A 15,216-nucleotide genomic window follows, 5' to 3' on the forward strand; every position below is an offset into this window, starting at 1 on the left:
CAAAAAGCTAGGCAAATTGCCTAGCTTTTTTCTTATGCCTTACCTTTAGAGCCTTTGCCATGTAGAGAAAAGAGGTTAGTATCAATAGAAAAATGGATTGATTCACGTTCTCTGTCTCTCTTTAAGGCTAGTTGAATTAATTGATCTGTTAAGGCCATAAAATCTTTTCCAGATGGCTCCCACAGATAAAAAGATAACGATCCTGGAATTGTATTAATCTCATTAACAAATACTTCTTCATTTTCGTTTAATAAAAAGTCTATTCTAGAAACCCCACTTGCTCCCAACAATTTAAAGGTTTTTTCTGCAAGCTGTTTTACATTTTGAGTAGCTTTTTCGGATATTTCTGCAGGAATAATTCTATTAACACTTTCCATACCTTTTGTATCGCCAGATTTCCCACCACTTTGATATTTATCCTCGTACGATAGAATTTCATCACTACTTAGAACTTGCTCGCAAACAGAGCTTTCAACTTCTTCATAGTCACCAATAACGGAACAATTAACTTCTGTTAAATTTGAAATCATTTTTTCTATCACAATTTTATGGCTATACTCAACAGCAAGATCAATGGCTTCTTCTAATTCACCTGCATTTTTAGCCTTGCTTATTCCAACACTAGACCCTAAATTTGCAGGTTTTACAATTAACGGATAGCCTAAAGCCTCTGCTTTTTGCTTTATATCTTCTGCTTCGTTTAGCCAAGTCGTAGAATAAAACCACTCATAATCTACGATTGGAACTTTTTGATCTCTAAGTATTTGCTTCATCATTACCTTATCCATACCTGCTGCTGAAGACGCTACATCACAACCGACATAAGGTAATCCTAATAATTCTAAGTATCCTTGTAAGGATCCATCTTCCCCGTTCGTTCCATGAATAACTGGAAATACAACATCTACATTCGAAATAAATCCTTTTGAAAATATTGATTTCTCTTTTTTTCGTAGAATCACTTTTTTATCTGTTTGTTGTTCAAAAACTACTTTATCGCTTTTTTCTAATAGTTGATCTAATTTTTGATAATTTTCAATTGTTTTTAAATCTTCTCCTGTATACCATTCTCTATTTTTGCTTATATAAATTGGCAAAATATCGTATTTCGAATCATCCATCGCATGAATTGCTTGCAATGCAGAAATAACCGATACTTCGTGTTCTACTGACACACCACCATATATTACGGCTACCTTGGTTTTCAATTGCATTCCCTCCAGTTATTCATTGTACGTATCCGGTAAATCATTCTCTAGTAATATAATCGCATCTTGCTTGGCAATCGCTTGGATATGTCCGATTGCATCATTTAAATCTTTAGCAATATACGTTTGATCGGCTGGGTAATTTTTTTCTTTCAAACCATCCTGTATAGGTTCTGTTTGTTTTTCACCAACCAAAATGACATAATCACAGGCATCTGCCGCATAAGATCCAAATTTCTTGTTATACTCATATTGTTTATCTCCAAGCTCAATCATTCCAGGAGTAACTAAAATTTTATAACCTTCCATTGATTTTAAAACCTCTAGCGCAAGTCTAGAACCAGTTGGATTTGAATTAAAGCTATCATCTATAACAGATAAACCACCAAAGCCTTTTCTTACTTCCATTCGATGTTTCACTGGCTGGATTTTTTTCACACCTAATTGTAACTTATTAAGTGGTACATTTAATTCCCAAGCTAAGCTAATAGCAGCTAATATATTATACACATTATGTTTTCCTAAAAGTTTTGTTTCAAAGACCGCATTAAGATCTCCACGTTTGTTTTTAACACTAAAAGTAGTACCACGATGATGAAATTGAATATTACTAGCTACATAATCTGCATCCTGTTGATCAATACCAAAATAGATCTTTTTACAGGTCGCGTTTGGTTTGTAAGACATGATATTTACATCATCTTTGTTTAAAAAGGCAATACCATCACTTGGTAGTGATTCTACTATTTCATATTTTGTTTTTTGGATATTTTCAAGTGTTTTAAAAGTTTCCAGATGTTGTTCACCAATCGCTGTAATAATAGCATATTTATGATTTACCAATTCACAAATTTCCTTGATATTTCCTGACTCTTTCGCACCCATTTCCGCAATAAAAATGTCGTGATAGGGCTTAAGAGAATTTCTTACTGTGATGGTTACCCCTATTTTAGTATTGTAGCTTTCAGGAGTTTTTAATGTATTAAAATGAGAGGATAATATCGTATCCAGAATAAATTTTGTGCTTGTTTTTCCAAAACTTCCTGTAATACCAATTGTAGATAGGTTATTAGCTTGTTTGATCATGTTATGCGCATCTTTGTAGTAATAATTTTTAATAGAGTTTTCTATTGGAGCATTAATGACATTCGCAAGTATAAGTACAAAGTATAAGCAAGTAACACTAATTATTATTAATATACCCGCAATCAGATAACTTTCCTGTGTCCATATAAGAGCTAATGCTACTCCAGCAATAATAAAGTATAAAATACTTATTGTTGTAATTAACCTTTTAATACGTGCTGTAACTGCTAATTTTTTCTTTTCAGGTTTATCTGATCTAAATACTATTCCAATAATAAATACAAGAGATAATAGAATAAATGCTACAAGCTCCATCCCTAAAAAAAGAAAAATGAGCGGAAGTATTAGTGCCCAATCTTTTACGGTGATGACTTTCTTCCAGTTACTGTTCATCCATCTATATAGACGGCTATTTCTGTAAGAATTTAATTGAAGCATATGCACAGCTTTTCGTATGCGAAAGCCTAAATACACAAGCCACAAGCATACTGTGATGGTTAAAAATATCGACATAATTACCCTACTCCTTTATCCTCTTCTAAAAACTTATCAATAATAACGGCTACTCGCTTCTTCTGTTCTAAAAATACATAATGCCCTGCATTCTCGATAACTGCTAAACCGGCATTTGGAATTAAAGATTCCATCACTTTAGCATCCTCTATCGGGGTTGCGGTATCATTTTTACCCCATAACAATAATGTGGGTACCTTTATATTAGGCATATGATGGGTTAAATCTTCATTGACTACTTTCACAAGTGTTTGTTGCATCACTTGTGAGGCACTTTGATAATCGGCTGAACCTACCTTTTTTCGATACTTTTGAATAATATCATCTTTATAACGATTTAAGATAGGTAAGCTTAATACTTTCTTCATGGTTTTGTACGAATAAACTTTTACGTAATAATCAGCTTTTCGTTTTGGCTTTACTCCAGCACTTCCAATTAAAACTATTTTATTTACATTTGTATTATTATCAGCATACTTAATCGATACTCTTCCACCAAAGGAATGTCCTATTAAAGTCGGTTTTTGAATATCCAATTTCTTGATGAAGTCAGTTAAAACCTCCGTATATTCTGCCACATCCCAAGATTCCTTTGGCTCTTCACTTTTCCCAAAGCCAGGAAAATCAATTGCATAAACTTTAAAATTTGCTGCTAAGGATTGCTGCAAATCATCGAATAAATCTAAGCTTGTTCCCCATCCATGTAACAAAATAATGGGATTTCCTTCACCATATACTTGATAGTGAATTGATAATTGTTTAATCGTGATATCCACGTTAATAACGCTCCTTCGAATTCCTAATATACGTTGCCATATCTATATCTGTAATTATAAAAACCATAAATATATTCGCTTTTAACACTATTTCTATGAGGGTGATTCCTCGTTTATCACATATCCTTTATCATATCACAGAACAAGGATGCTTAAGAAGTGTTTTGTGTGCACTTTTTGTTTTACCCTTTTTACAGATCAAAAAACATCCACCAATAAAGATGGATGTTTTCTTTCATTTATTATGGTGTCACTGTCTTTGATTGTTTTAATAGCTTGGCATGCACTAACCTTTGTCTTACTACAATGCCAATCCAGCTGGCTAAAAATGCTTTGATAAAACCAACGATTAGAAAAGGATATACGCCACTTGCTAAAGCTTCACTCCAAGTTAAATCGACAATGAATTTTAACTGTGTCATGCCAAACAATAATGTTATAAACATTCCTACAATATTTGCAATAATTGCCATTCGAAGATTAAATTTAGTAAGTTCTAAAATTTTCCCGGTAACATATGCAGCAAAAATAAAACCTATGATATACCCGCCAGTTGGCCCGACAATTACCTGAAGTCCACCGCGAAAACCAGCAAATACTGGAATTCCAATTGCTCCAATCATAGCATACCCAATCATCGCAGTAGCACCTAGCTTACTACCAATAATGGTAGCTGTTATACCTACTGCTAACGTTTGTCCACTAATCGGTACAAGTGGAAGTGGAATTTCAATTTGCGCTAATATCGCTGTTATTGCTGTGAAAATACTTGCTAACATAATATTTCTTAATGTAATTTGTTGCATCTTGCTCCCCCTTATTTGTTAACCATTAATAAAAATAGGTTAACAAATAAAGTTGTGTTTGACTAGTATTTTTTTAAAAATAATATCAAGCCATTAATTTCTGCAATTGAATTAAATCATTTTCATATTTGAAGCATCTATCTTGTTTTCCATGTTTTTTGTAAAATTCTATAATTGCTAGGTTAACTTCTTCTTTCAAATGAACATTTTTATTACTCTGTAGAAGTTTCCACGATTGTAATAAATAAGTTTCTGCTTCACTATCATTTTTTTCAACGGAATCTTTTTGAAAAGAAATACCTAATTGAAATGCTACAAAAGCCATATCTTCACGACAATTTGAACCAAGTCGTTGGTATAGCTTATGAGCTTCAAGTAACCTAGCTATTGCAAGGGATGTATCGTTTTCCATACTATGATTCTCAGCAATCGCAACTAAAGTATGGGCATATGCAATGCCATTTATTTTTCCTTCGTGTTCAAGGATCGATAAAAACTGGCCATACATTTCGTTCGATAACGCGTGATCTTCTTCTTTTGCATATAAATTTCCTAGTGCTTGATAATATTGCATCATTAATTTAGGATAATCAGTCGCCATATACAATCCTTTTTCAAGGTATTGTTTTGCATCCTTTCTATTATTCTGCACTAAATATAAACTTCCTAATTTTGCATGAGAAAAGATAATTAAAAAGTGTTTTTCAGGTAAAAATTCTTCCATTTTATTCAATGCTCGATGGTAATATTTAATTGCTCTTGGCAAGGCGTTAGAAAGCTCATCTATTTCCGCTAGCAGCATGTTACATCTTATACTAAACATGGGATCGTCCTGATATAGATTTAGCGCTTCAGTTACTTTTTTACGCGCTTCTTTTATATTAGAGTGAAAATATAATTCTCCAACGCGCAAAGTTAAGGTTGCTTTTAGCTTCAGTGATGCTTCTTTCTTATTTCTACGAAGAATTTGTTCATATAAATGAATAGCCACTTCCACTTGATCTAATTGGATATAAACTTCCGCCAACTCATGTACAAGATCGATTACTACTTGTGATGTAACTGGATAAGCACTTTGGTAAAGTTTTTTTGCAAGCTCGAATTTTGTATGGGCTTGATGCCAATCTTCTTCTAACACAAATATACGACCAATTTCATGATATACGCGGGCAATATGTTCATCACTATATGCTTTTTTTTCATAAAATTGTAGCAGTCTAGCAAGGGTTGTTCTGGCCTGTTGGAATTGGTTATAGCTTTTATCTAAGGTAACAAAATGAAAATGTGCAGCGATCCAATATTTCAATCCTTCTTCTGAATTCGGTTGACGATTTAACGCTTGTTGAAAATGATGGGAGGCCTTTGCATATACTTTTTGTTGCGTGTAGTAAACTGCAACGACTTGATTTAAAAGCGTAGATTCATTCTTATTAACTTCTTTTTCTAGCAATAATTTTTCCAGTTCTTGAACTTCATTTTTAAAGACATCAGAAGGGTACTTATTTTGTAATTTCTTGAGTAATTCAATCGCATAGTTTTCCCAATTCATTTTACTCAATCCTTCCCTTTGTTTAAATTAATTCAATTGATTCGCTTGTTTCTTATAAATAACATAGCTTCTTCTTAAGTACCGCGCAGGAAAACTAAACACATGGACCATCCTGGTAAACGGCCATATAGATGCAAAAGCATAGTTTGCGATTAAATGTATCTTAAACCAGATAGGAACTTCACTCATTAATTCAGGTTGGACACGGAAGATAAAAATTCCACGAAACCAAGGTGCAATAGTTGTACGGTAATCAAATCCATGAGAATCAATATTTAAAAAAGTAGCAGAGAGGCCAGAAGCAATTACGACAAACAAGAAAAATAAAACTGCTATATCGCCTTTGGAGCTAGTTTTTAGAATCTTCTTCACACTTAAGCGTCGATACATAAGAATACCGAGGCCTATAATAGCCAATATTCCTGCTGGAATACCAAATGTTAGAGCGATAATGTGATACTGGTGCTCGGTAACACCGAGTGAATTGTATACTTGAACAGGTACTAAAATACCAAGGAAGTGTCCGCCAAGCACCATAAATATTCCGAAATGGAACATTAAAGAGCCCACTCTTAATAGCTTTTTTTCTAAAAACTCACTTGATTTACTGGACCATCCAAATTGATCTTTTTGATAGCGATAAATATGGCCACCTATAAAAATAGTTAAGACTATATAGGGGATAATCCCCCATAAAAACCAATCCAACATATTCATTCATACCCACCCCTTTCTTGAAAAAAGCTTACTTATCCAAGTTGATTTCTTATCAATTGATCCCGCATGGAAGTCATGATTCTTACGTCCTCAAGTGATAACGTTTCATTTCTTCTGCTTGTTAAATCTTGATCGTGCTTTATTCCTTCTAGCTCCATTAATCTTATTAACCCATTAAATAAATCTGTGTAATGACTTTGATAGTTCATTAGCTTATCTCGCATATCCCATATAGCTGCTTCATATTTTTCTAGTAAATTGATACGTATTTCTTTTTTTACATTTGCACAAAACTCTAATACTAGAGGTAAATAATCAGGCAGTTCATTATCAGTTAAACCGAAACCAGCCGCTTCATAATATTTCTTTAATTTTAATAATTCGAGACCTCTTTCTTTTTGCTCGCCTAGTTTAAGATAAGTAATATATAGATTAGAGGTCTTACCAAAATCAAATATTTCTATATAATGATCTGTTCTATCCTCTAACGTTTGGCTAGTAGAGCTATTAAAAAAAGTAAAAAGATTTGTTTTCAGTTCCTCGTCCTGTATTAATTCACAATGGAATAACAAATCCTCCATCTCTTCCTCTTTTATATCTGTTGGATATAAAAGAGAAAATGAGATTAGCTGATAGACTTCTGCATGCGTTAAAGCCTCCATCTCCATTCACCAACTTCCTAAATGCGACATTTTATTAATTGCTTAGGTAATTAACTTAGTACCCCACAGCTTCCTGGTCCTCCAGCAAAATCAAGACCACAAGCTCCTTGATCTTCATATAAATCTCTTACTTCTTCTCGGTGACTTTTTGGAATAACAAAGCGATCATCATATTTTGCAATCGCTAATAAGCGATACATTTTACGAACTTCTTCTGCATCTAGACCGAGCTCTTCCATATAGCTCATATCATAGCTTTTACCTGTGGTCTCTGCTCTCATAAATGCGCGCATTACTGCCATTTTTTTCAGTACTGTACGAATATGTTCTTTGTTTCCGGCTGTTAATAAATTAGCTAAATATTCAATCGGTATGCGCATATCATCAATAGCAGGAAAAATATCTTCCTCCTTAGCAATACTTCCATTACCTTCAATCATATTCATGACCGGACTAAGTGGTGGAATGTACCATACCATTGGCATCGTTCTATATTCAGGATGAAGTGGTAGAGCAATTTTCCAGTCAATGATCATTTTGTAAATAGGTGACTGTCTAGCTGCTTCCATCCAATCATCTGGAATGCCATCTATTTTCGCCTGTTTAATTACCTCAGGATCACTCGGATCTAAGAAAATATCTAACTGAGCTTCATATAACTTCTCCTCATCTTCAACAGAAGCTGCTTCTAGAACCTTATCTGCGTCATACAGCATAATTCCAATGTATCTAATACGCCCCACACAAGTTTCAGAACATATTGTCGGCTGACCATTTTCGATTCTCGGATAACACATCGTACATTTTTCAGCTTTATTGGTTTTCCAATTAAAATAAACTTTTTTATATGGACAAGAAGTAACGCAATGTCTCCAAGCACGACATGCATTTTGATCAACAAGCACAATTCCGTCTTCATCACGTTTATACATAGCACCAGATGGACAAGAAGAGACACACGGTGCATTTATGCAATGTTCACAAATGCGCGGTAGATACATCATGAAGACATCTTCGAATTCCGTTTTGATACTTTCTTCCATTTGTTCCACATTTGGATCCCTAAGTCCGGTGATATGTCCACCAGCTAGATCGTCCTCCCAATTCGGTCCCCATTCGATATCCATAAACTCACCTGTAATAGCAGATTTAGCACGAGCAACTGGTTGATGCTTTCGCTCTTTGCTATTGGTTAGTTTTTCATAGTCGTAATTCCAAGGCTCATAATAATCCTCTAATGTTGGCTGGTAGGGGTTATAGAAAAGATTCATTAATCGTTTCGTTTTGGATCCGGATTTTAATTTAAGCTCCCCATTATCAAGTTCCCATCCACCTTTATAATGATCCTGATCCTCCCATCTTTTTGGATAACCTATGCCTGGTTTTGTTTCCACATTGTTGAAATACATATACTCTGCACCTGGACGATTTGTCCAGGTGTTTTTACACGTTACACTGCAGGTATGACACCCAATACATTTGTCCAAATTCATTACCATGCCAACTTGCGCTTTAATCTTCAAGCCAATCAACCTCCTCTAGTTTTCTAATCACAACATGTAAGTCACGTTGATTACCCGTTGGTCCATAATAATTAAAACCATAACTTAATTGAGCGTAGCCACCAATCATATGAGTAGGTTTCATATGAATCTTTGTTGGACTATTATGTGTTCCACCACGGTTTTTGGTAAGGTTTGTACCTGGCACTTGAATATGTCGATCCTGTGCGTGGTGCATAAATGCTATCGTTCTAGGAATACGGTGAGAAACGACAGCTCTTGCTACGACGACACCATTTCTGTTAAAGCATTCAATCCAATCATTATCTTCAATTCCAGCTTCTGCTGCATCATCCTTATTGAGCCAAATGGTTGGACCTCCTCGAAACAGGGTTAACATTGGTTGCGCATCATAATACATACTGTGAATCGACCACTTATTATGCGGTGTGAGATAGTTTAATGTTATCTCTTTTCCTTCTACCGGCGGTCTGTCTTTCTTAAAAGGTGTGTGATGTAACATCGGTTTATAAGTAGCCATCTCTTCCCCAAATTCTTTCATCATTTCATGATCTAAAAAGTAGGATTGACGACCAGTGATCGTGCGAAACGGAATCATTTTTTCTATATTTGTGGTGAAAGGAGAATATCTTCTTCCGCCTTTTTCTGAACCACTAAAAGCTGGTGAAGTTATAACCGTTTTCGGTTGTGCATTTACTTGTTCAAATGTAAATAACTCCTCTTCTCTTTCTTCTGCTAAATCTTTTAACGAAAGGCTAGTTTGTTTTTCTAGCGCCTTCCACGCTTTAACAGCAAGCTTTCCATTAGTAGTACTAGATAATCGCAAAATCGCTTCACAAGCATCTTTTGCTTTCTCTATATTCGGAAGTCCTTTTGAGATACCTTTTTCTTCCACTGTTCCAATTGCATGTTTGGCATCTTCATATTCTTTTTCCATTGACCAGCTGATTCCTTTACCACCGTAAGGGTTTTTACCGATATTAGGACCTAACGAGGTGAACTTTTTATGCACCAATTTATAATCTCTTTCTACTACATGAACATTAGGCATTGTCTTTCCAGGTATTGCTTCACATTCACCTTTTGACCAATCCCTAATCTCTCCAAGTGGTTGCGCTATCTCTTGGGCTGTATCATGCAGTAATGGACTTGTCACAACTTCTTTAAAAGGCTCAAGTTCAAGTGTTGTAGCTAAATCAGATATACCTTTAGCTAGTGCTTTAAAAATGTCCCAGTCTGATTTTGATTCCCAAGGTGATGCCACAGCTGGATTAAATGGATGTACAAAAGGATGCATATCTGTGCTTGATAAATCATGTTTTTCATACCACGTTGCAGCAGGTAAAATCACATCAGAATAAAGGCCTGTTCCAGCCATGCGAAAGTCTAAATCAACAAGAAGGTCGAGCTTCCCCTCAGGTGCTTGTTCGCGCCATTTGATTTCTGATGGACGTAAACTATCTTCATCATCATTTAAAAGTCCATGACTTGTTCCTAATAAATGTTTTAGAAAATACTCATGCCCTTTACCTGAACTAGAGATCAAATTAGCTCTCCAGACAAAAAGTGTTCGCGGGAAATTCACAGGATTATCAGGATCTTCAATAGAAAAAGATAATTTTCTATCTACTAATTCCTTCGCAACATATTTTGCTACATCTTCAGCTTTTTCATAGCCACTTGCCTTTGCTTCATTAAAAACATCTATACCGTTCTTATCAAAAGTTGGATAAGATGGGAGCCAGCCAAGTCTAGCTGCAAGCACATTGTAATCTGCAGCATGTTCATAACGAGCTTTATCAACTGTTTTTGCTGTTAATTCACTCATAGATGTTTCTTCATAACGCCACTGATCAGTAGCAAAATAAAAGAATGAGGTACCATTTTGAAGCTTAGGTGGGCCTTGCCAATCCTTTGCAGTAGCAATCGTGTTCCAGCCTTCAGCTGGTCTTAGTTTCTCTTGACCAACATAGTGCGCCCATCCACCCCCATTTACACCTTGAGCACCAACCATAATAACAAGATTAACCACCGCGCGATAAATGGCATCTGAGTGAAACCAGTGATTAATTCCTGCACCAACGATAATCATTGATTTACCATTTGTATCAATGGCATTTTGGCCAAATTCTTTGGCTATTTTTATAACAAGATTTCGATCTACTCCAGTAATTGCTTCTTGCCACGCTGGAGTAAATGCTTCAATCTCATCATAGCTCTCTGCAACCTGCCCACCGATTCCACGATCTATTCCATAATTGGCTAGCATCAAATCATACACGCTTGTTACATAAACTTTTTCTCCATCTATTTCAACTGATTTTACTGGAACCATGCGTTTCATCGTCGACCTAGTAGAAGCATCAAAATAAGCGATTTCTATTTCTTGACATGAATCCTCGATTCCTAAAAATCCTAAAACTGGTTCTATTTTTTCGTTTGTACGTTCATCTATTAAATTAAGATTCCATTTTCCTTCTTTATCCCATCTCGTTCCCATCGTTCCTTGCGGGAGTGCAAAGTCATTGGTCAGCTTGTTAAACATTAATGGCTTCCACTCATTATTTGTTGTCTCTATACCAAGGTCCTTTGCATGTAAAAAGCGATCTGCTACTAATCTATCGCCCTGATTTTTTAATTTAACTGCAAATGGAAAATCAGTATATGTCTTAGCGTATTTTTCAAAATATGGAACTGTTTGTTTTTGATAAAATTCATTTAGAATAACATGTCCCATAGCCATCGCAAGTGCTCCGTCTGTCCCTTGTCTTACAGACATCCAATCATCTGAAAACTTTGTAGATTCTGCGTAATCAGGACTGACTGATACAACTTTTGTACCTTTATATCTAGCTTCAGCTAGAAAGTGGGCATCAGGTGTTCTTGTTAAAGGAACATTAGAGCCCCAAGTCATAATGTAAGCAGAGTTATACCAATCCGAACTCTCCGGTACATCTGTTTGATCTCCCCAAATTTGTGGGGAAGCTGGTGGTAAATCGGCGTACCAATCGTAGAAGCTGAGCATTGGTCCTCCGATTAAGGACATAAATCTGCTTCCGGCAGCATGACTAACCATCGACATTGCTGGAATAGGTGAGAAACCTATATTACGGTCTGACCCATAAGTTAGCGTCGTATAAAGGACAGAAGCTGCCACTAATTCTGTTACCTCTTTCCAATCAGCTCTGACGAGACCACCTTTACCTCTTGCTTTTTTATAGCTCGTTGCCTTTTCTTTATTTTCTACAATGCTTTTCCAAGCATCTAGTGGATTATCATAGTGCTCTCTAGCTTCTCTCCATAAATGAATTAATTTTTTCCGTACATATGGATATTTCACACGGAGAGGGCTATAAATATACCAAGAAAAACTCGCACCCCTCGGACAGCCTCTTGGTTCAAAATCAGGCATATCTGGACCAGTAGAAGGATAATCAATGGATTGGCCCTCCCAAGTTACAATTCCGTCTTTCACAAAGATATTCCAGCTACAACTTCCGGTACAATTCACACCATGGGTAGAGCGAACCACCTTATCATGCTGCCATCTTCTGCGATATACATTTTCCCAATCTCTATCACCGACTTGTAATTGACTATGTCCATCAGCATATTTTTCTTTTGGTTTTAAATAATTTAATCGTTGCCATAAAGGGGACTTTTTCTTTTTCACCTTCATCCCTCCTAGTTATTTTGATTACTTACATTTAATCACGGATATAATGCTCTTGGTGTGAACAACATCACACCTCTCTTTCCAAGAGAAAAGGATTTGAGCCAATAACAAAAAATCCATTTTCAAATAAAAAATTGATCGACCTGCGATCATAGACCTTCTTTGCTTTCAGTTAGCTTGTCTGGTCCGTTATAACAATCAAAAAAACTTTCTTAATTTATAATCCATTAAAAATAATTGTTTTTTCCATTCAAAAAAGCTGCACCAAAAATGGCACAGCTTTCACTCAACTCAATATTTATTTTGGTGACCAATCGTAAAGCTCGCTTAAAAGTTTAGGTCTACTATAATAGAAGCCTTGGACATAGTCACAGGTTTCTGCTTCTAACCATTTTACATCTTCTATCGTTTCTACACCTTCCATTAAAACCTTTAGGTTTAGATTATGACCCAACTGAATCATAGAACGCAGGATTGCTTCATTGTTTTTATTGCTTTGCAAGCCATTTAAGAAGGAACGATCAATTTTCAAGACATCTACAGGAAGTTCTTTTAAATGGCCAAATGAAGAATACCCTGTACCAAAATCATCAAGGGATATGTGGACACCTAATTTTTTTGTTTCATATAATTTTTCAATCATTTTTGATTCATAATTAATGGACGATGACTCTGTAATTTCTAATTCTACAAAATTAGGATCCATTTTAGATGCTTCTATTATACTTTTTAAATTTGGTAAAAATTCATCTCTGGAAAATTGCAATGGTGATATATTTATAGCTAAACAAATTGGCTTATTTCCTGCTTCAACCCAATTGCTCCATTCTGCAAATGCTTTTCGCATCACCCAATCACCAATTCTATATATCTTTCCCGTTTCTTCTGCGATAGGAATAAATTCTCCAGGTGAAATAAAACCTAATTCTTTTTGATTCCAGCGAAGTAGTGCTTCCATTCCAATGAACTTATTTGTTTTTATATTAATTTTCGGCTGATAAACAAGATGAAATTCTTCGTTTTCGATCGCGTGTATAAGTGCGTCTTCCAGTTTTAATCTTCTTATTATTGCTTCTTCAATTTTATGATCGAAAGTTGTAATTTGATTTTTTCCGCGACTTTTTGAAGTAAGCATTGCCCAGTTGGCATAACGAATTAATTTTTGTCCCTCACTTGCTTGGCTCGGAAATCTACTTAAGCCAATATGAATTGTAATATTTATAGCGCCACCTTTAACCGTAAAAGGTTCATCCATTTTTTTAACCAGGCTTTTCAATATTGATTCCGTTTCTCGCACACGATCATTAAGCAGTAAAATAATAAAGCTTTTGGTATCATATTTAAATAGGAGATCCCCGTCAATTAGAGATTCTTTAATTCTTGTAGCCATTTCTCGTATTAATTGATCACCTGCTTGATGGCCCAAAGTTTCATTCGTGAAATTTAAGCGATCAAATTCTATAAATACACAAGCAATTTTTTCTGATTCACTTTCTAAATTTATTAACCTTTGATCTAATTGATACTGGTTCGGTAATTCTGTAATACTATCATAGAATGCTAGTTGATTAAGGATTTTATCTGATAGTTTTTTCTTAGATATATCTCTTATGATCCACATGGTATGATTAAAGGCTTCTTGTGGAAGTGGATATTGATTCACCTCTAATGTAACTGAAGATAAGACTTTTTCAGTTTTTTTAGAACTGCCTATTTCATCTATTAATTTTACAAAGTTATTATGAATCAAGTTTTTATCAGAAGTAATCGTACCAAATTGAAGATAGAAGGCTTGATTTCCTTCCAACACTTGATTATTTTCATCCGTAACTATGACCCCTTCTTCGGTCGAATCCAATAATAATCCTTGTAAACGAATCGCTCGTCTCAAAATTCGATCATAAAAAATTGTGAAAAAGACAAGGAAGAAGATCACGAAAGTAATAATAATGATGATCCATTGAAAAATGTCTATATTTATTAAATTTGACTCATTATTAATTATTATATTTTCATCTAACTTAAATTTAGCTGCCCCCATACCTACGTAATGCATGGAGGATATACCTATGCCCATAAAAAAAGAAAAGGTTAACTTTCTTTTTAACGGCATTCGTTTTTCAGAATAAGGTGATAAAAAACCAATCCAAATTGCAAAAAGTGCAATACCAATTGCTATAATGATCGAAACTGTAACTATAAAAGGATTATACTCAATGTTAACTGGTATCAAAGCATGCATTCCTATATAATGCATGGATACTATACCTGTACCCATTAATAATCCTGCTAAAATAAATAATCGTTTCCCTGATAATATGGCATAAAAGCCACCCAAACAGCCTGCAATTGCTGCAACAATAGAGAACAGAACGATCCAAGCATTATAGTAGACCGGAAAAGGCATATCGTAAGCAAGCATTGCTATAAAATGCATAGACCATATACCAATTCCTAACGCGGTTGCACCTGATATTAACCATGTATTTCTTGCTAATCCAGTCGTGGATTTAACTCTATTTGCTAAATCAATAGAGGCGTATGCAGCAATAAATGAAATGAAATAAGAGATCATTACTAATGAAGGTTCATGTTCTAGATGGGTTAAATGATCCAAATGACCACACTACTTTCCTAATAGGCTATTAGTTACATTTAACCATAAATTTCAATAGAAAGATAGTTAAAAAATCACAAAAA

General features: G+C 35.0%; 10 protein-coding genes. All 10 read right to left on the reverse strand.

What is annotated here, in order from left to right; genetic code table 11:
* Nucleotides 1-32: 32 nt before the first annotated feature.
* Nucleotides 33-1,214 (reverse strand): D-alanine--D-alanine ligase family protein, encoded by a 1,182-nt coding sequence (locus tag DFR57_RS07450; protein ID WP_425450949.1) that lies wholly within the window; start codon nt 1,212-1,214, stop codon nt 33-35.
* 9 nt (nt 1,215-1,223) lie between these two features.
* A complete protein-coding gene (locus DFR57_RS07455; protein ID WP_114352509.1) occupies nt 1,224-2,807 on the reverse strand; it encodes a UDP-N-acetylmuramoyl-tripeptide--D-alanyl-D-alanine ligase in 1,584 nt (527 codons plus the stop codon).
* Between the two features lie 2 nt (nt 2,808-2,809).
* Nucleotides 2,810-3,583, reverse strand: coding sequence for an alpha/beta fold hydrolase (locus DFR57_RS07460; protein WP_114352510.1), 774 nt, complete (start codon nt 3,581-3,583; stop codon nt 2,810-2,812).
* A gap of 242 nt (nt 3,584-3,825) precedes the next feature.
* Nucleotides 3,826-4,389, reverse strand: coding sequence for a biotin transporter BioY (locus tag DFR57_RS07465; RefSeq protein ID WP_114352511.1), 564 nt, complete (start codon nt 4,387-4,389; stop codon nt 3,826-3,828).
* An 85-nt stretch (nt 4,390-4,474) separates the two neighbouring features.
* Complete coding sequence (locus DFR57_RS07470; RefSeq protein WP_114352512.1) at nt 4,475-5,938, reverse strand: tetratricopeptide repeat protein; 1,464 nt, start codon at nt 5,936-5,938, stop codon at nt 4,475-4,477.
* Nucleotides 5,939-5,965: 27 nt separating this feature from the next.
* On the reverse strand, nt 5,966-6,649 hold the full coding sequence (gene narI, locus DFR57_RS07475; RefSeq protein ID WP_114352600.1) for a respiratory nitrate reductase subunit gamma: 684 nt from the start codon (nt 6,647-6,649) through the stop codon (nt 5,966-5,968).
* 38 nt (nt 6,650-6,687) lie between these two features.
* On the reverse strand, nt 6,688-7,323 hold the full coding sequence (narJ, locus tag DFR57_RS07480; RefSeq protein WP_114352513.1) for a nitrate reductase molybdenum cofactor assembly chaperone: 636 nt from the start codon (nt 7,321-7,323) through the stop codon (nt 6,688-6,690).
* 44 nt (nt 7,324-7,367) lie between these two features.
* Nucleotides 7,368-8,840: a nitrate reductase subunit beta gene (gene narH, locus DFR57_RS07485; RefSeq protein ID WP_114352514.1), complete on the reverse strand. Its 1,473-nt coding sequence runs from the start codon at nt 8,838-8,840 to the stop codon at nt 7,368-7,370.
* Nucleotides 8,830-12,513 carry a nitrate reductase subunit alpha gene (locus tag DFR57_RS07490; protein ID WP_114352515.1) on the reverse strand — a complete coding sequence of 1,228 codons (3,684 nt, stop codon included), beginning with the start codon at nt 12,511-12,513 and terminating at the stop codon, nt 8,830-8,832. The genes narH and DFR57_RS07490 overlap by 11 nt, the downstream gene beginning before the upstream one ends.
* Nucleotides 12,514-12,814: 301 nt before the next feature.
* Nucleotides 12,815-15,133 (reverse strand): bifunctional diguanylate cyclase/phosphodiesterase, encoded by a 2,319-nt coding sequence (locus DFR57_RS07495; RefSeq protein WP_114352516.1) that lies wholly within the window; start codon nt 15,131-15,133, stop codon nt 12,815-12,817.
* Between the last annotated feature and the right edge of the window lie 83 nt (nt 15,134-15,216).

This window comes from Saliterribacillus persicus, assembly GCF_003337485.1.
GTDB lineage: Bacteria > Bacillota > Bacilli > Bacillales > Amphibacillaceae > Saliterribacillus > Saliterribacillus persicus.

Coding starts and splice junctions, on each gene's coding strand:
- DFR57_RS07470 (WP_114352512.1), bottom strand. CDS start 5,938: ATGAATTGGGAAAACTATGCGATTGAATTACTCAAGAAATTACAAAAT.
- DFR57_RS07450 (WP_425450949.1), bottom strand. CDS start 1,214: ATGCAATTGAAAACCAAGGTAGCCGTAATATATGGTGGTGTGTCAGTA.
- DFR57_RS07465 (WP_114352511.1), bottom strand. CDS start 4,389: ATGCAACAAATTACATTAAGAAATATTATGTTAGCAAGTATTTTCACA.
- DFR57_RS07455 (WP_114352509.1), bottom strand. CDS start 2,807: ATGTCGATATTTTTAACCATCACAGTATGCTTGTGGCTTGTGTATTTA.
- narJ (WP_114352513.1), bottom strand. CDS start 7,323: ATGGAGATGGAGGCTTTAACGCATGCAGAAGTCTATCAGCTAATCTCA.
- narI (WP_114352600.1), bottom strand. CDS start 6,649: ATGTTGGATTGGTTTTTATGGGGGATTATCCCCTATATAGTCTTAACT.